This window comes from Ensifer sp. Root278, assembly GCF_001429285.1.
Lineage (GTDB): Bacteria > Pseudomonadota > Alphaproteobacteria > Rhizobiales > Rhizobiaceae > Ensifer.
This window is the reverse complement of the sequence record NZ_LMJJ01000042.1, coordinates 82,411-105,921: the sequence shown is the minus strand read 5'-3', so window position 1 is coordinate 105,921 and position 23,511 is coordinate 82,411. Positions and strand designations below refer to the sequence as shown.

Annotated in this window: 24 protein-coding genes; 13 read left to right on the top strand and 11 right to left on the bottom strand. The window is 62.7% G+C overall.

Annotated elements, in window-relative coordinates; genetic code table 11:
- Positions 1-265 precede the first annotated feature (265 nt).
- From ASE60_RS28240 to ccmA, 5 genes are all read right to left on the bottom strand, one after another.
- A complete protein-coding gene (locus ASE60_RS28240) occupies positions 266-874 on the bottom strand; it encodes a DsbE family thiol:disulfide interchange protein (protein WP_057254914.1) in 609 nt (202 codons plus the stop codon).
- Positions 871-1,047 (bottom strand): heme exporter protein CcmD, encoded by a 177-nt coding sequence (gene ccmD, locus ASE60_RS34190; protein ID WP_082616171.1) that lies wholly within the window; start codon positions 1,045-1,047, stop codon positions 871-873. The genes ASE60_RS28240 and ccmD overlap by 4 nt, the downstream gene beginning before the upstream one ends.
- Positions 1,044-1,814, bottom strand: a complete 771-nt coding sequence (locus tag ASE60_RS28235) for a heme ABC transporter permease (protein ID WP_057254913.1) — start codon at positions 1,812-1,814, stop codon at positions 1,044-1,046. The genes ccmD and ASE60_RS28235 overlap by 4 nt, the downstream gene beginning before the upstream one ends.
- A 164-nt stretch (positions 1,815-1,978) precedes the next feature.
- Positions 1,979-2,638 carry a heme exporter protein CcmB gene (gene ccmB, locus ASE60_RS28230; protein ID WP_034802831.1) on the bottom strand — a complete coding sequence of 220 codons (660 nt, stop codon included), beginning with the start codon at positions 2,636-2,638 and terminating at the stop codon, positions 1,979-1,981.
- Between the two features lie 36 nt (positions 2,639-2,674).
- Positions 2,675-3,325 carry a heme ABC exporter ATP-binding protein CcmA gene (gene ccmA, locus ASE60_RS28225; RefSeq protein ID WP_057254912.1) on the bottom strand — a complete coding sequence of 217 codons (651 nt, stop codon included), beginning with the start codon at positions 3,323-3,325 and terminating at the stop codon, positions 2,675-2,677.
- A gap of 268 nt (positions 3,326-3,593) precedes the next feature.
- Between ccmA and acnA the strand changes: the two genes are divergently transcribed.
- The 3 genes from acnA to ASE60_RS28210 all read left to right on the top strand — a co-directional run bounded on the left by acnA (position 3,594) and on the right by ASE60_RS28210 (position 7,982).
- A complete protein-coding gene (acnA, locus tag ASE60_RS28220) occupies positions 3,594-6,284 on the top strand; it encodes an aconitate hydratase AcnA (RefSeq protein ID WP_057254911.1) in 2,691 nt (896 codons plus the stop codon).
- A gap of 206 nt (positions 6,285-6,490) precedes the next feature.
- Entirely contained in the window at positions 6,491-7,264 is a 774-nt protein-coding gene (locus ASE60_RS28215; RefSeq protein WP_082616169.1) for a thioredoxin family protein, read from the top strand.
- Positions 7,265-7,577: 313 nt separating this feature from the next.
- On the top strand, positions 7,578-7,982 hold the full coding sequence (locus ASE60_RS28210) for a DUF2794 domain-containing protein (protein WP_057254910.1): 405 nt from the start codon (positions 7,578-7,580) through the stop codon (positions 7,980-7,982).
- A 224-nt stretch (positions 7,983-8,206) separates the two neighbouring features.
- On the opposite strand, the gene ASE60_RS28205 is transcribed toward ASE60_RS28210, so the two are convergent.
- The 4 genes from ASE60_RS28205 to ASE60_RS28190 all read right to left on the bottom strand — a co-directional run bounded on the left by ASE60_RS28205 (position 8,207) and on the right by ASE60_RS28190 (position 13,122).
- Entirely contained in the window at positions 8,207-8,764 is a 558-nt protein-coding gene (locus ASE60_RS28205; RefSeq protein ID WP_057255090.1) for a GNAT family N-acetyltransferase, read from the bottom strand.
- A gap of 122 nt (positions 8,765-8,886) precedes the next feature.
- Entirely contained in the window at positions 8,887-9,624 is a 738-nt protein-coding gene (locus ASE60_RS28200; RefSeq protein ID WP_057254909.1) for a Bax inhibitor-1/YccA family protein, read from the bottom strand.
- 223 nt (positions 9,625-9,847) lie between these two features.
- Positions 9,848-12,400 (bottom strand): ABC transporter permease, encoded by a 2,553-nt coding sequence (locus ASE60_RS28195; protein ID WP_057254908.1) that lies wholly within the window; start codon positions 12,398-12,400, stop codon positions 9,848-9,850.
- A complete protein-coding gene (locus ASE60_RS28190; protein ID WP_057255089.1) occupies positions 12,397-13,122 on the bottom strand; it encodes an ABC transporter ATP-binding protein in 726 nt (241 codons plus the stop codon). Before ASE60_RS28190 ends, ASE60_RS28195 begins: the two co-directional genes overlap by 4 nt.
- 65 nt (positions 13,123-13,187) lie before the next feature.
- On the opposite strand from ASE60_RS28190, the gene ASE60_RS28185 reads away from it, so the two are divergent.
- Both ASE60_RS28185 and thpR read left to right on the top strand, forming a co-directional pair.
- On the top strand, positions 13,188-13,829 hold the full coding sequence (locus tag ASE60_RS28185; protein ID WP_057254907.1) for an arylesterase: 642 nt from the start codon (positions 13,188-13,190) through the stop codon (positions 13,827-13,829).
- A 114-nt stretch (positions 13,830-13,943) separates the two neighbouring features.
- The gene (gene thpR, locus ASE60_RS28180) at positions 13,944-14,534 is read left to right on the top strand and encodes an RNA 2',3'-cyclic phosphodiesterase (RefSeq protein WP_057254906.1); all 591 of its coding nucleotides are present in this window, start codon (positions 13,944-13,946) and stop codon (positions 14,532-14,534) included.
- On the opposite strand, the gene ASE60_RS28175 is transcribed toward thpR, so the two are convergent.
- Positions 14,471-14,947 (bottom strand): low molecular weight protein-tyrosine-phosphatase, encoded by a 477-nt coding sequence (locus tag ASE60_RS28175; protein WP_057254905.1) that lies wholly within the window; start codon positions 14,945-14,947, stop codon positions 14,471-14,473. The genes thpR and ASE60_RS28175 overlap by 64 nt on opposite strands.
- An 89-nt stretch (positions 14,948-15,036) precedes the next feature.
- Here ASE60_RS28175 and ASE60_RS28170 point away from each other — a divergent pair, with 89 nt between their 5' ends.
- The 7 genes from ASE60_RS28170 to ASE60_RS28140 all read left to right on the top strand — a co-directional run bounded on the left by ASE60_RS28170 (position 15,037) and on the right by ASE60_RS28140 (position 21,242).
- Positions 15,037-15,354, top strand: coding sequence for a 4a-hydroxytetrahydrobiopterin dehydratase (locus ASE60_RS28170; RefSeq protein ID WP_057254904.1), 318 nt, complete (start codon positions 15,037-15,039; stop codon positions 15,352-15,354).
- A 104-nt stretch (positions 15,355-15,458) separates the two neighbouring features.
- Positions 15,459-15,836, top strand: coding sequence for a YkvA family protein (locus ASE60_RS28165; RefSeq protein ID WP_057254903.1), 378 nt, complete (start codon positions 15,459-15,461; stop codon positions 15,834-15,836).
- Positions 15,837-16,233: 397 nt separating this feature from the next.
- A complete protein-coding gene (locus tag ASE60_RS28160) occupies positions 16,234-16,737 on the top strand; it encodes an invasion associated locus B family protein (RefSeq protein WP_057255088.1) in 504 nt (167 codons plus the stop codon).
- A gap of 283 nt (positions 16,738-17,020) precedes the next feature.
- Positions 17,021-18,256, top strand: coding sequence for a 23S rRNA (adenine(2503)-C(2))-methyltransferase RlmN (rlmN, locus tag ASE60_RS28155; RefSeq protein WP_057254902.1), 1,236 nt, complete (start codon positions 17,021-17,023; stop codon positions 18,254-18,256).
- Between the two features lie 143 nt (positions 18,257-18,399).
- On the top strand, positions 18,400-19,353 hold the full coding sequence (locus ASE60_RS28150) for an ABC transporter substrate-binding protein (protein ID WP_057254901.1): 954 nt from the start codon (positions 18,400-18,402) through the stop codon (positions 19,351-19,353).
- Positions 19,354-19,572: 219 nt separating this feature from the next.
- Positions 19,573-20,451: an ABC transporter permease gene (locus tag ASE60_RS28145; RefSeq protein WP_057254900.1), complete on the top strand. Its 879-nt coding sequence runs from the start codon at positions 19,573-19,575 to the stop codon at positions 20,449-20,451.
- On the top strand, positions 20,448-21,242 hold the full coding sequence (locus ASE60_RS28140) for an ABC transporter ATP-binding protein (RefSeq protein ID WP_057254899.1): 795 nt from the start codon (positions 20,448-20,450) through the stop codon (positions 21,240-21,242). The genes ASE60_RS28145 and ASE60_RS28140 overlap by 4 nt, the downstream gene beginning before the upstream one ends.
- 219 nt (positions 21,243-21,461) lie before the next feature.
- Here the strand turns inward: ASE60_RS28140 and ASE60_RS28135 are convergent, their stop codons facing one another.
- Complete coding sequence (locus ASE60_RS28135; RefSeq protein ID WP_057254898.1) at positions 21,462-22,103, bottom strand: LysE family translocator; 642 nt, start codon at positions 22,101-22,103, stop codon at positions 21,462-21,464.
- Positions 22,104-22,274: 171 nt separating this feature from the next.
- Between ASE60_RS28135 and ASE60_RS28130 the strand changes: the two genes are divergently transcribed.
- Positions 22,275-23,492, top strand: a complete 1,218-nt coding sequence (locus tag ASE60_RS28130; protein ID WP_057254897.1) for an argininosuccinate synthase — start codon at positions 22,275-22,277, stop codon at positions 23,490-23,492.
- Positions 23,493-23,511: the final 19 nt, after the last annotated feature.

Sequence of the window (23,511 nt, the reverse complement as noted above, 5' to 3'; positions counted from 1 at the left end):
GGATCCAGCAGCGCCGCGTCCGCGGCGCTGGGGAGCTCTGTTCCGACTGGAAAGTTCCGGCCGGAAGCGAACTTTTCAGAAATGTGCCGCTAGGCGAGCTGTGGCTGCTTCTGGTCGGGATGTCATTCACGGTGCAGACGCACCGTGGCTGGATCCCTGTGACAAGCACAGGGATGAGGTGGGTGAAGTAGCCCCCGGCGAAAAACTGCCCCGGTTCTCGGTCAGGTTTTACAGCCCCAACTGCTCTCGAAATGGCCCGAACCACTCACGAGCCGGCGGTAGCCTTCTCGATGGCCGGCAGCAGTCCATTCTTGACGCTGTTCTCGTCGAACGGGCCGACACGCTTGTAGAGGATCGTGCCATCGGCGCCGACCAGATAGGATTCCGGAATACCGTAGACACCCCAATCGATCGCCGCCTTGCCGCGGGGATCGACGCCGACGGCGGAAAATGGATTGCCGAGCTCGCCGAGGAAACGCAGCGCGTTTTCGTTCTGGTCCTTGTAATTGATGCCGACGACGGTGAGCCGCGGGTCCTTCGACAGTTCCAGAATGAAGGGATGCTCCTGACGGCAGGGCACGCACCAGGAGGCCCAGACGTTGACGAGCGTCAGCTTGCCTTTGATCGCCACGTCGGTCAGCGCCGGCATCGGCTGGCCATCGCGGGTCGCCCCTTCGAGTGCAGGAAGGTCGAGTTTCGGCGCCTTCGTGCCGATCAGTGCGGACGGGATCTCGCTCACGTCCTTGCCGGAATTGAGTTGGCTCCAGAAGATCGCCGCAAGCCCGGCGAAAATGATGAGCGGCAGTGCCGCGAGCACGAAACGCATCGGCCCCGGTTTGCGCTCGTCGCTGCCGGGCGCAGGAGTGCTGGTCATCGTGTCTCTCCCGACGCCGGTTCGGCCGAGCGCCTGCGGATGCCGGATGCTTCGAGCTCGGCAAGTTCGCGCCGGCGCGCGCGCCCATCCAGAACCACCCAGCCGATCAGGCCGAGGACGGTCAGCGTCGCTATTCCATAACTCGTGAAGACGTAAGCGGCGTGGCTCATCATTTCGTGCGCGCTCCCCGGCCAGCGCTGCGCGCCGCCAGACGGCGCAGCGCAGTGACCCGCCGGCGCAGGATTTCGTTGCGCATGGCGGCGATGTGCAGCGTGAAGAACAGAAGCGTGAAGGCAACCGCCATCACGATCAGCGGCCACAGGAACTCGGGATCGATCGTCGGCCCGTCGAGCCGCATGACGCTCGCCGGTTGATGCAGCGTGTTCCACCATTCGACCGAGAACTTGATGATCGGGATATTGACGAAACCGACCAGCACCAGCACTGCGGAAACCTTGGAAGACCGTGCGGGGTCGTCGATCGCGCGGTTGAGCGCCATCAGTCCCAGATACATGAGGAACAGCACAAAGACCGACGTCAGCCGCGCGTCCCAGACCCACCAGGTGCCCCACATCGGCTTGCCCCAAAGCGAGCCGGTGACGAGCGCCAGGAAAGTGAAACAGGCGCCGATCGGCGCGGCCGCGCGCGAAGAAACATCTGCCAGCGGATGGCGCCAAACGAGCGTGCCAAGCGCTGCCAGCGCCATCACCGAATAACACATCATCGACAGCCAGGCAGCGGGCACGTGCACATACATGATGCGCACCGTCTCGCCCTGCTGGTAGTCGCCTTCTGTGGCGAAGGACAGCCAGAGGCCGACGACGAAGAACACCGCGGTCAGGCCGGCTAGCCACGGCAGCAGACGGTCGGCCAGCGCCAGGAACCGTGTCGGGTTGGCGAGATCGCTGAATTTGCGGATGGCCAGGCTGTTTTCGCTCATGATCGCTCTTTAGCGCTTAAGTCCCCCTGCTGCAATTGATCCGCGTCAATCGACCGATCACGATCAGTTGGGGCCTTCAATCATAAACGTGATCGATCTGAAGGACTTAGCGACGGCTGCGACGGAAAACCGCAAACTGTTTCAGCCGTTCCGCTCCTATTGCGTCAATCGGACGCGTGCCGAAGTGCTGCGGCGGCGGCAACCGGCCCGATGACGGCAAAGAACAGGGTGATCGCCGCGAGGATCATCAGGGGCGGCAGGAACGGCGCCGGGTCCTCGATCGCCGCATAGACGGCGCTGACGCCGAAGATCAGCACCGGGATCGCAAGCGGCAGCACCAAGATCGACACCAGCAGCCCGCCGCGTGGCAGCGACACGGCGACGGCAGCGCCGACCGCACCGATGAAGGTGATCGCCGGCGTGCCGATCAGAAGCGTCAGCATGGTGGCGCCGATCGCGATCTCGCTCATGTTCATGAAGAGACCGAGCAAGGGCGAGGCGATCACCAGCGGCAGGCCGGTCGCTGCCCAATGGGCCGCGCATTTGACGAAGACGGTGAAAAGCAGCGGCGTCTCCTGCATCAGCATCAGGTCGAGCGAACCGTCGTCCCGCTCCGCCTGGAACAGGCGGTCGAGACCGAGTAGCGAGGCGAGCAGCGCGCCGATCCAGAGGATCGCCGGGCCGATGCGCGAAAGCAGGTTCAGATCCGGGCCGACGCCGAAGGGAATGACCGCGACCACGGTCATGAAGAAGAGCACGCCGATCATCGCGCCGCCGCCGGCGCGTATCGACAGCTTCAGATCGCGGAAGAAGAGCGCGATCATGCCGGCACTCTCCCGGCAGCGAGCACGGACGCGCTTTTACGCATCATGCCAGAGCCCTCCCGCGAAATGCTCGAAGCCCTTCATGTGCAATTCCCTCGTTTGATCGAGCCCCAGCGGTTGATGCGTCGCTGCGATCACGATGCCGCCCTTCCCGAGATGCGCCTTTACCAGGTCGGCAAACAGCCGATCGGCGCCGGCGTCGAGTGCCGCGGTCGGCTCGTCGAGAATCCAGATCGGGCGATGGGCGACGAGCAGCTTCGCCATCGCCATGCGGCGTTGCTGACCGGCCGAGAGATATCCGAAGGGCAGATGCGCGATATCAGGCAGGCCGACCGCTTCGACCGCCTCGGTAAGAGCGATTCCGACGCCGCCGGGCGAATCGCCCATGAAACGCTGCCAGAAGGAAAGATTTTCTGCGACGGTCAATTCGCGCTTCATCGCGTTGCGATGCCCGAGATAGTGGCTGAGCTCCGATGGGTGAGCTATTTCTGGGGGGGCGTTCTCAAGTTTCAAATGTCCGCTTTCGGGGCTCAGCAACCCGGCCAGAACCCGCAGCAAAGTCGACTTTCCCGAGCCGTTCGGACCCGTCACCACAAGGGCCTCACCGGTATCGAGCGCAAAGGAAATATCGTTAAAAATCAGATCCTCGCCGCGCTTCGCACTCAAACCTTCAGCCAGCAGGCGCATGAATATTAGACTTCCCTTCGCGTGTCTTCCGCAGAGCAAAAAAAGTTCCAATTGGACCTTCGTTGCTCTGGCACGTTTTGGAGAAATTATCTATAAGGCGGCCAACACGCCAGCGGTCGGCGTGAATTTCATCCTAGCGCCGAACATGGAATGAATTTCCACGTACGGACAGCGGAAATGGCCGCACCCGCATCCCAATTCGCGCTTCATTGCGCTCGGGCGTTCGTACGTCAGTTTTTGGCGATCAGACGGAACGGGGTATTATCCAGTGTCCAAATCCCTAGACAGCTTCAATTGTCGCTCCACGCTCACCGTCAACGGTGTGGACTACGTCTATTACAGCCTGCCGAAGGCGGAGGCGAACGGTCTCGCCGGCGTTTCCAAGCTGCCCTACTCGATGAAGGTTCTGCTCGAGAACCTGCTGCGCAATGAAGACGGCCGCTCCGTCACCAAGAAGGACATCGAGAACGTTGCCGCCTGGCTCGACGACAAGGGCACCGCTGAAAACGAAATCGCCTACCGCCCGGCCCGCGTGCTGATGCAGGACTTCACCGGCGTTCCCGCCGTAGTCGACCTCGCTGCAATGCGCGACGCCATGGTCTCGCTCGGCGGCGACCCGGAAAAGATCAACCCGCTCGTTCCCGTCGACCTCGTCATCGACCACTCCGTCATCGTCGACGAATTCGGCACGCCGAACGCCTTTGCCCGCAACGTCGAGCTGGAATACCAGCGCAACGGCGAGCGCTACCGCTTCCTGAAGTGGGGCCAGCAGGCGTTCAAGAACTTCCGCGTCGTGCCGCCCGGCACCGGCATCTGTCACCAGGTCAATCTGGAATATCTGGGCCAGACCGTCTGGACCCGTGAAGAAGACGGCGAAATCACCGCCTACCCGGATACCTGCGTCGGCACCGACAGCCACACCACCATGATCAACGGCCTTGGCGTTCTCGGCTGGGGCGTTGGCGGTATCGAAGCTGAAGCCGCGATGCTCGGCCAGCCGGTCTCCATGCTTCTGCCTGAGGTCATCGGCTTCAAGCTGACGGGCAAGCTGAAAGAGGGCGTCACCGCGACCGACCTCGTGCTCATGGTCGTTCAGATGCTGCGCAAGAAGGGCGTGGTTTCGAAGTTCGTCGAATTCTTCGGCCCGGGCCTCGACAACATGACGCTCGCCGACCGCGCCACCATCGGCAACATGGGTCCGGAATACGGCGCGACCTGCGGCTTCTTCCCGGTCGACAGCGAAACCATCAACTACCTCACCATGTCCGGCCGCGAAGAGCAGCGCATTTCGCTCGTCGAAGCCTATTCCAAGGCCCAGGGCATGTGGCGCGACGGTGACGGCTCGGAGCTTGTCTTTACCGACACGCTGGAACTCGACCTCGGCGACGTCGTACCTGCCATGGCCGGCCCGAAGCGTCCGGAAGGCCGCATCCCGCTCGAAAGCATCGCGTCGGGCTTCGCAACCGCACTCGAAGGCGACTACAAGAAGCCGGGCCAGCTTTCGAACCGCTACGCCGTAGAAGGCACCGATTTCGATCTCGGCCATGGCGACGTTGCCATCGCTGCGATCACGTCGTGCACCAACACCTCCAACCCGTCGGTTCTGATCGCCGCCGGCCTGCTCGCCCGCAACGCCGTTGCCAAGGGCCTGAAGTCCAAGCCCTGGGTCAAGACCTCGCTCGCACCGGGATCGCAGGTCGTCGGTGAGTACCTGGCCAAGTCCGGCCTGCAGAAGGACCTCGACGCGCTCGGCTTCAACCTCGTCGGCTTCGGCTGCACCACCTGCATCGGCAACTCCGGTCCGCTGCCGGCGCCGATCTCGAAGACGATCAACGACAAGGGCCTGATCGCCGCCGGCGTTCTCTCCGGCAACCGCAACTTCGAAGGCCGTATCTCGCCGGACGTCCAGGCAAACTACCTCGCCTCGCCGCCGCTCGTCGTCGCCTATGCACTCGCCGGTACGGTCCAGAAGGACCTGACCAACGAACCGCTCGGCGAAGACAAGGACGGCAACCCGGTCTTCCTCAAGGACATCTGGCCGACCTCCAAGGAAATCCAGGAGTTCATCTTCAAGTACGTCACCCGCGAACTCTACGCGACCAAGTACGCGGACGTCTTCAAGGGCGACGAAAACTGGCAGGCCGTTCAGGTTCCTCCGGGCCAGACCTACGCCTGGGACGATGGCTCGACCTACGTGCAGAACCCACCCTACTTCGTCGGCATGGGCAAGTCCGGCTCGGGCATCTCCGACATCAAGGGCGCGCGCGTCCTCGGCCTATTCGGAGACAAGATCACCACCGACCACATCTCGCCGGCCGGTTCGATCAAGGCTGCCTCGCCGGCTGGTGCCTACCTCATCGGTCATGGCGTCGGCGTTGCCGACTTCAACCAGTACGGTACGCGTCGCGGCAACCATGAGGTGATGATGCGCGGCACGTTTGCCAACATCCGCATCCGCAACCACATGCTCGGCCCGAACGGCAAGGAAGGTGGCTACACCATCCACTATCCGTCGAAGGAAGAGATGTCGATCTACGACGCCGCCATGCAATACAAGGAAGAGGGCGTTCCGCTCGTCATCTTCGCCGGCGTCGAATACGGCAACGGTTCGTCGCGCGACTGGGCTGCGAAGGGCACCAATCTGCTCGGCGTCAAGGCCGTCATCGCGCAGTCGTTCGAGCGTATCCACCGCTCGAACCTGGTCGGCATGGGCGTCATCCCCTTCGTCTTCGAAGAAGGCACGACCTGGGAATCGCTGGGCCTCAAGGGCGATGAAATCGTCACCATCGACAACCTCGCCAATGTCCAGCCTCGCGAAAAGCGCGTTGCCAAGGTCACCTATGGCGACGGCAGCGCGAAGGAAATTCCGCTGATCTGCCGGATCGATACGCTGGACGAAGTGACCTACGTCAACAACGGCGGCATCCTGCAGACGGTTCTGCGCGACCTCGCCGCCTGATCGCCAGACCATCGCGAAGCATTGGAGCCGGGACGCCGAGAGGCGACCCGGCTCTTTCTTTGGTTGTCAAATCCCAAAACGTCCCAACACAAGCCTGTGCTCACCCGCCACCTCACTCCAACGTGACTTCCCGTTGATGCGTGGCCGGCGTATGTAATGAACTCCCCCATAAGGAGTAGGCCGACGGCCCCCAACGAAGTGACGCCATGACATCCGCAGACCGTTCTTTCATTCGCCCTTTTGCACTGGCTTTCGGGCTGTTCGCAGCCGCTGGTGCACCGGCCGGGGCACAGGACGGACAGGTGATCAAAGGCGTCGTGGAACTGTTCACCAGCCAGGGCTGTTCCTCCTGCCCGCCGGCCGATGCGGCGCTGAAGGCGCTTGTCGATGGCGGTGATGTCGTGGCGCTCGCCTACCATGTCGACTACTGGAACTATCTCGGTTGGGCCGACACACTGGCCTCCAAGGAAAATACCGAACGGCAATATGCCTATGCCCGGATGCTCGGTCGCAATGGCGTCTATACGCCCCAGGCGATCCTGAACGGGCGCGACCATGTCAACGGCGGCAATCTTCAGGCGATCAAGACGCGGCTGGAGACGATGAAGGCCGAAGGCAAGGGGCTTGCCGTTCCCGTCGAGGCGAAGATTGAGGGCGAAGAAATCCAGATCAACGTCGGTAGCGGCATCGGCAAGGCGAACGTCGTCGTCGTCTATTTCGACCGCGCGAAAGTGGTGAAGATGGAGAAGGGGGAGAACAGCGGCAAGGAAATCCCCTACTGGCATGCCGTGCGCGACATTCAGACGATCGGCATGTGGGACGGAAAGCCGGCAACCTTCACCCTTCCCGCAACGGTTCTGACCGAGCGGCCCGGCAACAGCGGCTGTGCCGTTCTCTTGCAATCGATGAAGGACAAGGAAACGCCGGGCGCGATCATCGGCGCCACGGCCGTGCTCGCCGGCCCGCAAGGCAAATTGTAAGCGGGCGCGGCGCAAGGGGGTGGTTCGGCCCGGCAGCATCGAGGGGCTGGGGCTGAGGGTTCGAAGTTACCGGACCGAACCGGCCATGGCTGCGTTCGGTGAACTCCCGCAGCATGACGACCTGACCGGACATACGGTGGCAACGACTCTGTCCGTCAGCGCTCGCGAGTTTTGCGGTGAATTGGGGCGGCGATTTGACTGAAATGGGGCAGAGGTAAGAAATGCCCTCTTCGTCCAACGGCTTCCGGCTTGCTTTTCGGCTCACGTCAGGCACACTGTTATCGTTCTGTCACAACAGAAGGCCGGATTGCCGATGACCGATGAGCCGGATTTGCCGCAAGGCGAGGCGCGCCATCAGCGCGAGATCACTTCCGAAGTGGTCGTCCATCTTCACGAATACAAGAACGCCAAGAACCCTCCCCCCATCACTTTCCATCGCCGCGAGTTGGACCAAATCCTTTGGGTCTACGGTCGAATGGTCGGCGAAGGCGAATGGCGGGACTACGCCATCGACCACCTGAAGGACCGCGCGGTCTTCTCGGTGTTCAAGCGTTCGGGAGAAATGCCGCTCTACCGGATCGAGAAGAACCCGAAGCTGTCGACGAAACAGGGCGCCTATAGCGTGCTGAACATTCACGGCACGATCCTGAAACGCGGCCACGAGCTCGCCCAGGTGCTCAAGGTGTTCGACAAGGTCCTGAAGCTGGTGGAAACCTGAAGCATGCCGCGCAAAGGTGCGCAGCGGTTTTGCGATAACGACATGCGAAATATCAGAAGCTTGAAGCGCTGGGAGCGGACCTGCAAGATCGCGACGCGCCTTAAGACCTGATCCGCACCGGCGTCCCGGTGAGATGCGCGGCGACCTCTTCCGACGCAGGGCTTTGACCCGCCCCGGGACGGCCGACTGCAATCAGCGCATGTCGGGCGTCCGCGAGGCGACGATCAGTTCTGATAGAGCGTGTCTGGATAGATGTCTTCCGGCGGATCGCTCTTCTGGCCCTCGCCAAGCGCGAGCTGCATGATCGCCGTGTCGAGCCAACGGCCATGCTTGAAGCCAGTCGCTTTCATCGTGCCCTGATGCTCGAAGCCGAGCGAACTGTGTACGGCGATCGATGCCGGGTGGGCACCGCCGATCACCGCAACCATCTGCCGGAAGCCGAGCTCGGTGCAACGACGAATGAGTTCGACGAGCAGCGCCTTGCCAGCACCCTTGCCGCGCGCTTCCGGCGCCAGGTAGATCGAATCCTCGACCAGAAAGCGATAGGCCGTGCGCGTCCGGAAGGCGGACGCATAGGCATAGCCGACGATCGATCCGCTGCCATCGCATGCGACCACATAGGGGTAGCCGTTGCCGATGATCGTCTCGAAGCGGTTTCGCATCTCCGCTTCGGAAGGAGGTTCGATCTCATAGGTGGCGACGCCGTTCAGTACGGATTCGCGATAGATCGCTGCGATGGCAGGAAGGTCGGCCAAGGTGGCGTCACGCAGACTCAGGGACATGGCGGTAAACTGCATCTCGAGGTTTCGTCGTCCTTTACTCCCATGGGGGCCGGGACGCGATCAACTACTTCCGGCAACAAAAAAGGCGGCCGAGGCCGCCTTTTCCGCTATTCGTTTCAAGCTTAGTTGTTCCGGTTGCCCATGAACTGCAGCAGGAACATGAACAGGTTGATGAAGTCGAGGTAGAGCGTCAGCGCGCCCATGATCGCCTTGCGGCCGGCAACGGTGCTGTCATCGGCTTCGTAGTACATTTCCTTGATCTTCTGCGTGTCGTAGGCGGTGAGGCCAGCGAAGATCAGAACACCGATCACGGAGATCGCGAAGCCGAGGGCCGACGAAGCAAGGAAGATGTTGACGATCGACGCGATGATCAGGCCGAAGAGGCCCATGATCAGGAACGTGCCGAAGCCCGACAGGTCCTTCTTGGTCGTGTAGCCGTAGAGCGACAGAGCGCCGAACGAAGCGGCCGTGACGAAGAACGTCTGCACGATGCTCTGGCCGGTGAAAACCAGGAAGATCGACGACAGCGACAGGCCCATCAGGGCGGCGTAGATCCAGAACGTCGTCTGTGCTGCGGAGACGCTCATCGAATTAATGCGGAAGCTCATGAAGAAGACCATCGCCAGCGGCGCCAGCATCACGACCCACTTCAGGGGCGAAGCGTAGATGAGCTGGGCGAATGCCGGATTGGAGGCGGCAAGCGCATAGGTTCCGTAAGCTGCCACGCCGGTGATCGCCAGGCCCAGGGCCATCAGGTTGTAGACCTTCAGCATGTACGCGCGAAGGCCCTCATCGATCACGGCACCCGCCTGAGCGCCGGCGGGCGACATTCGGGTTTGGTAGTTTCTCAGATCAGCCATTGTTTCCTCATTTAAGCTCCGGTGGAAGTTACGGTGTCGGGCGGCGAACAGTCTCGCTTTGGAAGGCTGGCTTCCACGCCCAGGCGCCGCTGCGGAGCTCCAGCATGCCTGTGGATAAATATGATGCCGAAACCCGTTGCGTACAAGACCCGAAGCCGCTGGATTCGAACGCATCCGGCCGTTTCCGGCATTCACGACAGGGATTTACGGTTAACTTCACCGCTCAAAGCTCCCGCAGGACCGGCGCCGCCTTCTGCCCGAGAATACGCCAGGTACCGGCAAGACCGATGCCGACGGTCATCACCAGCGCCCCGACGACGGTCAGGATGGCGACATCCGGCAGGAAGTCTGACGGCAACTTCATGATGCGGCTGACGACGAACCAAGCGGCAACTCCGCCGGCAAACAGCGCGAAAACCGCAGTTGCGAGGCCGAGAATGGCATATTCGTAGCTGAACGCCCGGATGAGGGTCGCGCGCGTCGCACCCAGCGTTTTCAGCACCACGGCATCATGGACGCGCGCCCGGTTGCCAGCGGCGAGCGCACCGGCAAGCACCAGGACGGAGGCGACGAGCGCCACCGCGGCGGCTGCCCGGATGGCGGTTGCCAACTGTCCAAGCAGCCCGTTCACGATGTCGAGAGCATCCTTCACCCGCACGCTTGTGATCGTCGGATAGGCGTTGGTGACGGCCTTCAGCACCGCCGCCTCCTCTTCCGGCGTCGCTGCCGGATCGATGACCGTTGCCAACCACGCATGCGGCGCACCGGCAAAGGTGTTCGGCGAAAACACCATGACGAAGTTGATCGAAAGCGATTCCCACTCGACGTTGCGGAAATTGGCGATCTTGGCGGTGATGTTGCGACCAAGCACGTTGACGGTCACGGTGTCGCCGATCTTCAGGCCGAGTTCGCCGGCCTCTTCCGCCGAGAAGGAAACCAAGGGCTCGCTACTATAGTCGGCCGGCCACCACGTGCCCGCGGAAAGCGTCGCGTTCTCCGGCTTGTTCTTGGCATAGGTGATGCCGCGGTCGCCGCGCAGCACCCATTGGCCGCCGGGCGGCACGTTGCGGCTGTTCACGTCCTCACCGTTGAAGGCAATGATCCGGCCACGCAGCATCGGCACCTCGATGACCTTGCCCTTCGGGATCGTCCGGTTGAGCACCGAGCGGAAGCCTTCGATCTCGTTGCCCTGGATATCGACGAAGAAGAAGTTCGGCGCCCGCTCCGCCATGCTGCCGGTAAGCTCGCGGCGCAGATTGCCGTCGATCAGAGCCAACGTTACAAGCAGCGCCAGCCCAAGACCCAGCGACAACACGACCGAGGACGTGAGTGCGCCGGGGCGATGGATGTTGCCGATCGCCAGCCTGAGGGCCGGCGAGTTGACCCGCGGGCTGCGGCGCGCAAGCCAGGCGATCGCGAGCGCGACGACGCGCAGGACAATGAAGGCAAAGGCGATCGCGCCCAGGAACACCAGCGAAATATAGCGGTCGTAGGCCGTCCAGATCGCGAGCCCCGCGAGCGCGGCAAGACAAGCGACGGCGCCGAGCAAATAGGGCCATGCCGGAAAGCCGGAGGGGTCGAAGCCCTGCTGGCGGAAGAGCGCGGTTGCCGGAATGGCCCGTGCCCGCCCGAGCGGCAGGATGGCAAAAGTCAGCGCCGTCAGCACGCCGAAGAGCGCGGCAAGACCGAGCGCCCCCGGATAGAGATGAAACTCCGTCGAGATCGGCAATAAATCTGCCAGGAACTGCGCTGCGATGAAGGGGATCAGCATGCCGAGGGCGAGGCCGATCACGATGCCGATCAAGGCGATCATCAGGATCTGCGCGAGATAGATCATCGCCACCAGCGAGGCAGGAGCGCCCAGGCATTTGAAGGTGGCGATCACGCTGCGCTTCTGGTCGAGATAGGCGCGCACCGCGTTGGCGACGCCGACGCCGCCGACGATCAGCGCCGTCAGCCCGACAAGCGTCAGGAACTGCGAAAAGCGGGTGATGTTCGCCGTCAATGACGGCGCGGCGTTGGCGCTGGTGCGGATCGACCAGCCGGCCGCCGGAAAGCGCTTCTCGGCGTCGGTGCGAATGGCCGCGAGCTGCGCCGGGCCCGCGACCTTTACCTTGTAGCTGTGCTCGACAAGGCTTCCTGTCTGCACCAGGCCGCTCACGGCCAGCGCCTCGGCCGAGACCATCAGGCGGGGGGCAAAGCCGAAGCCGTCGGACAAGGCGTCCGGCTCGCGCACGATCGTGCCGGAGATCCGGATCCTGGCGTTGCCGAGAAGGATCTCATCTCCCACCTGCACGCCAAGACGGTCGAGCAGCAGCGGCGCCACGACGGCGCCAAAGGTCTCGCCATCGCGCGCCAAAAGCTCATGCAGCGGACGGCTCGGCTCGCTTTCCAGCGCGCCGTAGAGCGGGTAGGCGGCATCGATCGCCTTCAGTTCGACCAGCGCCTGGTTGGATCCGTCGGGCAACCGCGCCATCGACCGCAAGCCGGCGGAAACCGCGACGGTTCCGAGACTGTCGAGATAGGCGCGCTCGTCCGCGGTCGCCACGCGATTGTTGAGCTCGAAGCGGATGTCGCCGGCGAGCAGTTCCTGCCCCTGCGTCGCGATCGTCGCGGTGATCGATTGCGACAGCGAATTGACGCCGGCAATCGCCGCGGTCCCGAGCGCGATGCAGGCGAGGAAAATGTAGAAACCTCTAAGCCCGCCGCGCATTTCGCGCAGTGCCAGGCGAAGGGCAAGCAGCGGCCGCAGCCGAACCGATGACGCGCCGCTCATGCCGAGGCCGCCTCCTGGCGCGGCGTCACCGCAAGCGGCCCCGCCTCGCCGCCGGCGACAATCTCGCCGGAGCGGACGCGGACTTGCCGCACGCAACGTGCGGCAAGAGCCGCATCATGCGTCACGAGAACGAGTGTCATGCCGCGGTCACGCTGTTCGGCGAAAAGCAGATCGGCGATCTGGCGTCCGGTTTCGGCGTCGAGGTTGCCCGTCGGCTCGTCGGCGATTAGCAGTTTCGGCGAAGGCGCCAAGGCGCGAGCGATCGCCACGCGCTGCTGTTCGCCGCCGGAAAGCTGGCCGGGATAGTGGCTGAGCCGCTCGCCGAGACCGACGGCGACGAGTTCCTTGCGCGCGATCTCGAAGGCGCCGGCCACATTGGCGAGTTCGAGCGGCACCGCGACGTTTTCGAGCGCGGTCATGTTGGGGATGAGGTGGAAGGACTGGAAGACGATGCCGATGTTGCGCCCGCGGAAGTCCGCCACCCGGTCCTCGTCAAGCCGATGCAACGGCGTACCGTCGATGACGATCTCACCGCTATCCAGCCGCTCGAGCCCGGCAAGCACCATCAGCAACGTCGACTTCCCCGAACCCGACGGACCAACGATCCCGACGGACTCGCCGGCATCGATCGTGAGGCTCATGCCCTTCAGCACGTGCACCGAGGCCGCCGCCTCCCCGAGCGTCAGATCCGCGTTTTTGAGTTCGATGATGGTGCTGGCCAAGCGAAACAACCCTATATGAACGAAATGGGGAACAGAAACGGCATTCGGGATTTAGGAACAGGCCCATGGCATTAAAAGGATTTCAACGGGTTTTCTTGGCACTGACGATGACAATTGCGTTATCATCGGCAGCACGCGCCGAGACGATCAGCCTCGTGGGGTTCGGCGACAGCCTGATGGCGGGCTATCAGCTCCCGCCGCAGGACGCCTTCCCCGCTCGGCTCGAAAAGGCGCTGAAGGAAAAGGGCCTGGACGTGACGATCGCGAACGCCGGCGTTTCCGGCGACACCTCATCCGGCGGCCTTGCCCGCATCGACTGGTCCGTGCCCGATGGCACGAAGGGCGTGATCCTCGAACTTGGCGCCAACGATGCGCTGCGCGGTATCCCGCCGGAAGAGACTCGCAAGAACATCGAGGCGATGATTACACGTCTCAAGGACCGCGGCATCCCGGTGCTGCTCGCGGGCATGATGGCACCGCCGAACATGGGCGCCGACTATGCCGCCCGCTTCAACCCGATCTTTCCGGAGCTTGCCGAAAAATATGGGCTGGAACTCTACCCGTTCTTCCTCGACGGCGTAGTGACCGAGGCGAAGCTCAAGCTGGAAGACGGCATGCATCCCAATGGCGACGGCGTCGGCGTAATGGTCGAGAAGGCACTGCCTATCGTCGAACGCTTTCTGGCAACCTTGAATAAGACGGAGTGATGACATCGTCCACAGTTAAGGGAACGTTAATATTCGTAAGTGTCAAATACTAGTTGCGTGCAGACTCGATGCGTGATTCGCTGAGACATCTGCAAGAGATTCGGGGAGCTCGCCATGCCGAGACTATTCACCGCCCTCGAAATTCCGCGCAATGCAGCAATGAGTCTTTCGTTGCTGCGCGGAGGACTTCCCGGAGCTCGCTGGATAGATGTGGAGAACTACCACATCACCTTGCGCTTCATCGGTGACGTCGACTGGCGCACCGCCGACGAGATCATCGACAAGCTCGATCGGATCGAAAGACCGGAATTCCAACTGCAGCTGACCGGCACCGGCGCTTTCGGCTCGAAGAAGCCGCATTCCGTCTGGGCCGGCGTCAGCAACCACCCGGAAATGTACGCCCTTCAGGCCGAGATCGAGCGCATCTGCCAGCGGCTCGGGCTCGGGCCGGATCCGCGAAAATTCACGCCGCATGTGACGCTCGCCCGGCTGCGCTCAAGCCGCGTCGAGGATGTGGTCGAGTACCTCTCCGGACGCGGTAATTTCATGACTTCGCTCTTCACCGTCTCGCGCTTCGTGCTTCTGTCATCGCGCGACTCGGTCGGTGGCGGGCCATACCTCACGGAAGAGGTCTTCCCGCTTCACGAGGCGCGGTCACCGAACCTTTCGAGCAACGACGAGCACCCGGCTTCGAGCATCTGGTAGAGCGCCTCGAAGGCTTCTGGCCCTTCGTAATAGGGGTCCGGGACATCCTGATTGCGGGCGGACGCATAGTCGAGGAAGAGATGCACCTTCTCGGCCGCATCGGCGGGCGCCAAGCGCTTGAGCGTGCGGACATTGTTTTCGTCCATGCCGAGGATCAGGTCGAAATCCCGGAAATCGTCCGGCCGAACCTGGCGCCCGCGCAGCGCAGAGATGTCGATCCCGCGCCGCCGCGCCGCCTGGATCGAGCGGTTGTCGGGCGGATCGCCGATGTGCCAGGCACCGGTTCCGGCCGAATCCACCTGCAGCGCTGGTGCCAATCCCTTTTGCTCGGCCAATGCGCGCAGCACACCCTCGGCCAGCGGCGACCGGCAGATATTGCCGAGACAAACGAAAAGAACTCTGACCGGTTTCATGCTATTCAATTTCGACAGGACTGGAGATTGATGCGCATTTATACGCAGCAGCTCGGCCTTCGAACAGGTCGATGTGTGGGAGAGAGACGATGACTGCGGAAAAGCTCGACGAGGCAACGATTGCCGAAAACCTGCACAAGATGGAAGGCTGGGTGCGAGCCGAAGACGGCAACTCGATCTGGAAGGCGTTCCGCTTCAAGAACTTCGTCGAAGCCTTCGGTTTCATGACCGAGTGCGCGATCGTCGCCGAAAAATTCAACCATCATCCCGAATGGTTCAACGTCTACAATCGCGTCGACGTAACCCTGACCACCCATGATGCCGGTGGGCTGACGGAACTCGACTTCAAATTGGCGGCGCGCATGGACAAAGCGGCGGCCGGCCGGATGCCGGATCATTTGAAATAGCACGGCCGATCCCCATATTGAGAAACGCCAGAGCATCCCGCTTTCAAGCGGAAAGCGGATAAGATGCTCTGGAATCAAAATGCTAGAGCGCCGGAAGCGGGACGATGGACGACATCAAGATCGGTGAAATTCTCTTGCCAGGCGAAGAATCCGAGCAGGAGCGCCGGGAAAAGCGCGTGAAGCGACGCTTCTGGCCGACCTTTCGGCGCGCTGCCCGGCAGATCCCGTTCAGCCGCGATCTCGTCGCCGCCTATTACTGCGCGATTGACCCGAAGACGCCGACACGCACCCGCGGCATTCTGCTCGCAGCGCTCGCTTATTTCGTGCTGCCGCTCGACTTCCTGCCCGACGTGCTGGCAGTGGTCGGTTTCTCCGACGACGTGGCGGTGCTGACCGCGGCCTTCGCCGCCATCAGCGGACAGATCAAGGAAACGCACTATACCAAGGCCGACGAGACGCTGGCCGACACGCCCGAGGGCTGATGTTGAAAGCCGGCCGCCAGGTTGTGGCGCCCCATTCCTGCCCGAAAGTCAAACTCTTGCCCGAATCTTTGTGGCATAGACTTGCAAATGACGCTGGTCGCACGGTTAGGCGCGGCTGGCGCCATGTAATGGCTTGGGGCAGGAAACCTTCTGGAACAGCATTCCGAGGCGACGCGCATCCGGCATCGACCCTTGGTTCGCTCACCGCGAATCATCGGGTGAAAGACGCTGGGGCAGATGGGGCAAACCGCCCCATTTCGGGGCTAAACCCGCGGTTTTCAGCCTTCGTTGACGGTTTGGTAACCTGAATTAAGTCAAAACAAATCAAATCATGACTACGCGTCGCCCGTCTGACCTGTTTCGGGTGATCGAAAAGCAAGAAAAGCGGCAGGACCTCATGTTTGTAAGAAAGATCGCAACCGCAATCGCACTCGTTCTGGCAACCGCCAGCATGGCTGCCGCTCAGTCTCCGACGCGCATCCAGCAGTTCAACGCCTGGGGCGCCTATTCCTACAACGCCGGCGGCGGCAAGGTCTGCTACGTCCTCTCGGTTCCGAAGGAAAAGAGCCCGGCCGGCGTCGACCACGGCGACATCTTCTTCCTCGTATCCCAGCGCCCGGGCCAGAACATCAGCTATGAGCCGCAGGCGATGATGGGCTACCCCCTTCAGGAAAACTCCAAGGTCAACGTCGTCATCGACGGCCGCACTTTCGTGATGTTTACCAAGGGCAACTCCGCCTGGGTGGAAAACGCGGCGGAAGAACCGGCGCTCGTCGCCGCGATGAAGACCGGCAAGGCCATGTCGGTCAACGCCAAGTCGCGCAAGGGCACGGCCACCTCCTACTCCTATTCGCTCTCGGGCATCTCGGCTGCGCTGAAGCAGATCGAAGCCTGCAAGTAATCCAGGCATGTCACGCAGTGTGCAGCGGTCTTGCGGCACAACAGGCGTGAAAGCCATGGCGAAGAACCAGACATTGGGCCGGCTGCGAAGCCGGCCTTTTGCATTCAAAGGGTCTGCCTCGTGACTCCGGGCCAAAACAATGCTAAAGCCCGGCCCAACTTGAGAGCCTCCGCGCCCTGATTGGCCGCTTTCGATGGCTCGACCGATTTCAATTCGCGCATCAGGACGAATTCCGGACCCGCTCTCCGGACGGCCTCACGCTGTACGACAGGACATCAAGAGCATGGCAGCCACTGAAATTCTGAACCGGGTGGAGATCGCTAGGGCACCGCAGGTGCGCGCAGCGCCCGAAGCGGAGAAGCCGTCGCTGATCGGCCTCCTGCGCGAGGACATGGCGAAGGCCCTCGTCGAAAAGGGCGTGCCGGAGCGCCAGGTCAAGATGCGCGTCAGTCAGCTCTGGCACTGGCTCTACGTGCGCGGCGTCTCCGACTTCGACCACATGACGAACGTGTCGAAGGACATGCGCGAGATGCTGAAGCAGCATTTCACCATTGCCCGGCCCGAAATCGTCGAGGAGCAGATCTCCGGCGACGGCACCCGCAAGTGGCTGCTGCGCTTCCCGGCACGCGGTGCCGGCCGCCCGGTCGAGATCGAGACCGTTTACATCCCCGAAGAAGGCCGCGGCACGCTCTGCATTTCGAGCCAGGTCGGCTGCACGCTCACCTGTTCCTTCTGTCACACCGGCACGCAGAAGCTGGTGCGCAATCTGACGGCCGAGGAAATCCTCGCGCAGCTGCTGCTTGCCCGCGACCGGCTCGGCGATTTCCCGGAGCGCGACACGCCACAGGGCGCGATCGTGCCGGCCGAGGGCCGCAAGATCACCAACATCGTCATGATGGGCATGGGCGAGCCGCTCTACAATTTCGAACACGTCAAGACCGCACTGCTGATCGCGTCTGACGGCGAGGGCCTGTCGCTCTCCAAGCGCCGCATCACGCTCTCGACCTCCGGCATCGTGCCGGAAATCTACCGCACCGGCGAGGAGATCGGCGTCATGCTGGCGATCTCGCTGCACGCGGTGCGCGACGACCTGCGCGACATGCTGGTGCCGATCAACAAGAAGTACCCCCTGAAGGAACTGATGGACGCCTGCCGCGCCTATCCGGGTCTCTCGAACGCCCGCCGCATCACCTTCGAATATGTGATGCTGAAGGATGTCAACGACAGCCTCGAAGACGCCAAGCAACTGGTGAAGCTCCTGAAGGGGGTACCGGCGAAGATCAACCTCATCCCCTTCAACCCGTGGCCTGGCACCAACTACCAGTGCTCCGACTGGGAACACATCGAGAAGTTTGCTGACTTCATCAACCAGGCCGGCTATGCCTCTCCGATCCGCACCCCGCGCGGTCGCGACATTCTCGCCGCCTGCGGCCAGCTGAAGTCGGAATCCGAGCGCATGCGCAAGGTCGACCGCCTTGCCTTCGAGGCGATGATGATCGCCAATCACGGCGAGGACTGAGACGAACCGCCTGCCCCGCGGCGGTTTTCCGGTCCCGGCTCGCCGGGATCGATGAAGAACTTTGATGGGTGATGCAGTTCCTATCGATTGATTTCATGTCACCGGTTTCCTAAGAAAGCGGGAAATCAATTGGAGGACAACCCATGCGCTCACTTCTCATCGCCCTTGCCGCCACGGTGGCATTCACCCTGCCCGCCCGTGCCGATGAGGTGACCGTCGCCGTAACCGCGATCGTCGAGCATCCGGCGCTCGATGCCGCCCGCGACGGCGTGAAGGATGCGCTGGCCTCCGCCGGCTACAAGGAAGGCGAGAACCTCAAGTTCATCTACGAGTCGGCCCAGGGCAACCCGGCAACCGCTGCGCAGATCGCCCGCCAGTTCGCCGGCGAGGCACCGAACGTGATCGTGCCGATCTCGACGCCGTCCGCCCAGGCGGTCGTTTCCTCGACCCGCGACATCCCGGTCGTCTTCACCGCCGTTTCCGACCCGCTCGGCGCCCAGCTCGTCAAGGACATGGAAAAGCCCGGCGGCAACGTCACCGGCCTCTCGGACATGTCGCCGGTTGCCGAACACGTGGCGCTGATCAAGGAGATCCTGCCGAACGCCAAGTCGATCGGCTATCTCTACAATTCCGGTGAAGCCAACTCCGTTTCGCTGCTTGCAGTTCTCAAGACCGAAGCCGAAAAGGCCGGCCTGACCGTCGTCGAATCCGCCGCCACCAAGTCGGCCGAAGTCCAGGGTGCTGCCCGCGCCCTCGTCGGCCGCGCCGACGCGATCTACGTGCCCACCGACAACACGATCATCTCCGCGCTGGAAGGCGCCGTGGCTGTGGCTGAAGAAGCCAAGCTGCCGCTCTTCACCGCCGACACGGATTCGGTTGCCCGCGGCTCGCTCGCAGCCCTCGGCTTCAACTACTACGACGTCGGCAAGCAGACCGGCGACGTGGTCGTGCGCATCCTCAAGGGCGAAAACCCGGGTGACATCGCCGTGAAGGTCGCCGCCGGTTCCGACCTGGTGATCAACAAGAAGGCCGCCGAGAAAATGGGCGTCACCCTTCCGGAAAGTGTCGTAAAGCGCGCAACGCGCGTCGTTGAATAAGGCTTTCGGCCTTTTCAGGTTCAAGTTTGTTGCGTTTTGCCCGCCTCCGTTCCATACGGGGGCGGTTCGCTATGAGGGGCCTGCATCCTTGGGATTGAGGGGCCGCTCCGAAGTTCTAAGCCGCACATGCGCCCGGCCACAGATGGCCCCATGTGCCAGGCGGGAGCGTCGCGCCCATAAGGACAACCACGCGCGACACGTAGAAAAGAGGGTCTGGGGTTGAGTCTAATCGCTTTCTGGGGAGCCGTGGAACTGGGGCTGGTCTACGCCTTTGTTGCCGTCGGCGTCTTTCTTGCATTCCGGGTACTCGATTTCCCCGACCTGACCGTCGACGGATCGTTTCCGCTGGGCGCCGCCGTCACCGCCGTGCTGATCATTGCCGGCGTCAACCCGTGGCTTGCCGCGTGCGTGGCGATGGTCGCGGGGGCTGCCGCCGGCATCGTCACGGCGATGCTCAACGTGCGCTTCAAGATCCTCAACCTGCTCGCCTCGATCCTGACGATGATCGCGCTCTTCTCGGTCAACCTTCGCGTGATGGGCAAGCCGAACGTCGCGCTGATCAATGCCGACACGATGCTGTCGCCCTTCTACGGTCTCGGTCTTCGTGATTTCTACGTCCGGCCGCTGTTCATCGGCGTGCTCGTCGTCATCGCCGTCATTGTCGTCTGGCGCTTCCTTGAGAGCGATGCCGGTCTCGCGATGCGCGCCACCGGCGCCAATGCCCGCATGGCCCGCGCACAAGGGGTCGACACCAACCGCCAGATCTATCTCGGCATGGCGATCTCCAACGCACTCGTCGCCTTCGGCGGTGCGCTCTTTGCCCAGACCAACGGTTTCGCCGATGTCACCTCGGGCGTCGGCACCATCGTCGTCGGCCTTGCCGCCGTCATTATCGGCGAGACGCTGCTCGGCGCGCGCGGCATCCTGATCGCACTGATCGGCTGCGTGCTCGGCTCGATCCTCTACCGCATCGCCATCCAGCTGGCGCTGTCGACCGACATGCTCGGGCTGCAGGCCTCCGACCTTAACTTCGTCACCGCCGCGCTCGTCACCTTCGCCCTCGTCCTTCCCCGCCTGCGTCGTGGAGGTGCGGCATGATCAGCGTCAACAACATCCAGGTCATCTTCGGCAAGGGAACCCCGCTGCAGAAGCAGGCGCTGAACGGCGTCAGCCTGACGATCGAACAAGGCTCCTTCGTCACCGTCATCGGCTCCAACGGCGCCGGCAAGTCGACGTTGCTCGGCGTGCTCGCCGGCGACGTGCTGCCGAGCGAAGGCCAGGTGATGATCGGGAAGACCGATGTCAGCCGCAAGGGCACCGCCGCCCGCGCCGGCCTCGTCGCCCGTGTCTTTCAGGATCCGCTGACCGGCAGCTGCGGCGCTCTCTCCATCGAGGAAAACCTGGCGCTTGCCGCCAAGCGTGGCGAGGCGCGCGGTCTTGCCGCAGCACTCGGCCCCAAGCGCCGTGAGCATTTCCGCGAGCGCATCGCCGAGCTCAATCTCGGCCTCGAAAACCGCATGGGCGATCGCATGGATCTGCTCTCCGGCGGCCAGCGCCAGGCGGTTTCACTGGTCATGGCGACGCTCGCGGGTTCCGAAGTGCTGCTGCTCGATGAGCACACCGCAGCGCTCGACCCGGGCATGGCCGAATTCGTGATGAACCTCACCCAGAAGATCGTCTCGGAGCGCAAGCTGACGACGATGATGGTCACCCACTCGATGCGCCAGGCGCTCGATTACGGCCACCGCACCATCATGCTGCATGGCGGCGAGATCGTGCTCGACGTCGCCGGCGACAGCCGCAAGGAGTTGCAGGTCGAGGACCTCATCGCCATGTTCCGCCGCATCCGCGGCCAGACGCTCGACGATGACGCCCTGCTGATCGGCTGATCCGCTCAGCCTGCCCCTCATCTGCCTGCCGGCATCTTCTCCCCGTAAGGACGGGGAGAAGAACGCGTGCTGCACCGTGGGCAAACTACGCCAGCCTTTGCGAAGACATGTTATCTCTTACCTCGACGGGTGAGCGGGCCGAGCGATAACCGCCTGGTCTCTTCTCCCCGCATGCGGGGAGAAGATGCCGGCAGGCAGATGAGGGGCGAAACTGTCCGCTTACCGCGCCGTCGTCATGAAGATCTTCACCGCGAAGACCGAGAAGACGCCGGCGAAGCTGAAATCGAGCGCCCGCATCACGCCTTTGTTGCGCTGCAGCCAGGAGGCCAGCCAGTCGGCGGTGAAGACTACCAGCATGTTGACCGGCATGCCGATGGTGATGAAGAACAGCCCGAGGAACAAGAGTTTTCCGGTGACCGACGGGTCGTCAGCGCTGACGAATTGCGGCAGGAAGGTCATGAAGAAGATGATGACCTTGGGATTGAGCAGATTCACCCAGAAGCCGGCCGAAATGTTGGCAAGCGCGGTGCCCTCCGTGACCTCGACCTTCTGAACGGAAATGCTCGAACCAAAGCGGATCGCCTGCACCGCAAGCCACAGAAGATAGGCGGCACCACCGGTCTTGAGGATGGTGAAGGCGGTGGGCGAAGCGGTGATCAGCGCCGAAATGCCGAAGGCGACGAGAAGCGTATGCACGACGATGCCGAAGCTGGTGCCGAGCACCACGAAGAGTGCCGCCTTCTTGCCCTGAGCCAGAGCCCGGCTGATCGAAAGCGTCATGTCCGGGCCGGGCGTCGCCGCCAGAAGCAGCGTTGCGGCGGCGAAGGTGGCGAGGGTCGGCAGGCCAGGAATGAAGTCCATCGTCAGTCACCTCGGGGCAAGATCGCCCCCTCTAACGCCACGCCTTCGCTTTTGCCAGCGGATTCGCGCCATGGCGCGTTCTAGCGCTTGTATCGCCGCAGGTTCTGGCTAAAGTGCCGCAGATTTGCACGCGGCATCGCCGCCCTCCCCAAGACCAGACGGACGGAAACCATGGCATCGCATAAAGACGTGAAAAAGGTCGTTCTCGCCTATTCGGGCGGTCTCGACACCTCGATTATCCTGAAGTGGCTGCAGACCGAACTCGGCGCGGAAGTCGTCACCTTCACCGCTGACCTCGGCCAGGGCGAAGAGCTCGAGCCGGCGCGCAAGAAGGCCGAAATGCTCGGCATCAAGGAGATCTACATCGAGGACGTCCGCGAGGAATTCGTCAAGGATTTCGTCTTCCCGATGTTCCGCGCCAACGCCGTCTATGAAGGCGTCTACCTGCTCGGCACCTCGATCGCCCGCCCGCTGATTTCCAAGCACCTGATCGACATCGCCAAGAAGACAGGCGCCGATGCCATCGCCCATGGCGCCACCGGCAAGGGCAACGACCAGGTTCGCTTCGAGCTTTCGGCCTATGCTCTGAACCCCGACATCAAGATCATCGCTCCCTGGCGCGACTGGTCGTTCAAGAGCCGCACCGACCTGCTCGAATTCGCAGAGAAGCACCAGATCCCGGTTGCCAAGGACAAAAAGGGCGAGGCGCCGTTCTCCGTCGACGCCAACCTTTTGCACTCCTCGTCCGAGGGCAAGGTTCTCGAAGATCCGGCCCAGGAAGCTCCCGAGTACGTGCATATGCGCACGATCTCGCCGGAAGCGGCCCCGGACCAGGCGACCGTCATCAAGATCGGGTTCGAGCGTGGTGACGCCGTCTCGATCAACGGCGTGCGCCTGTCGCCCGCCTCTCTGCTTGCCAAGCTCAACGAGTACGGCCGCGACAACGGCATCGGCCGCCTCGACCTCGTCGAAAACCGCTTCGTCGGCATGAAGTCGCGCGGCGTCTATGAGACCCCCGGCGGCACGATCCTGCTTGCCGCTCACCGCGCGATCGAATCGATCACGCTCGACCGGGGTGCTGCCCACCTCAAGGACGAGCTGATGCCGCGTTATGCCGAGCTGATCTACTACGGCTTCTGGTTCTCGCCGGAGCGCGAGATGCTGCAGGCAGCGATCGACAAGAGCCAAGAGCATGTCGAAGGCGAAGTGACGCTGAAGCTCTACAAGGGCAACGTCATGACCATCGGCCGCGAAAGCGACAAGTCGCTCTATTCCGACAAACTCGTTACCTTCGAGGACGACCAGGGCGCCTACGACCAGAAGGATGCGGCCGGCTTCATCAAGCTCAACGCGCTGCGCCTGCGCACGTTGGCTGCGCGCAACCGCTAAGTCGGTAAGCGCCGAAAGA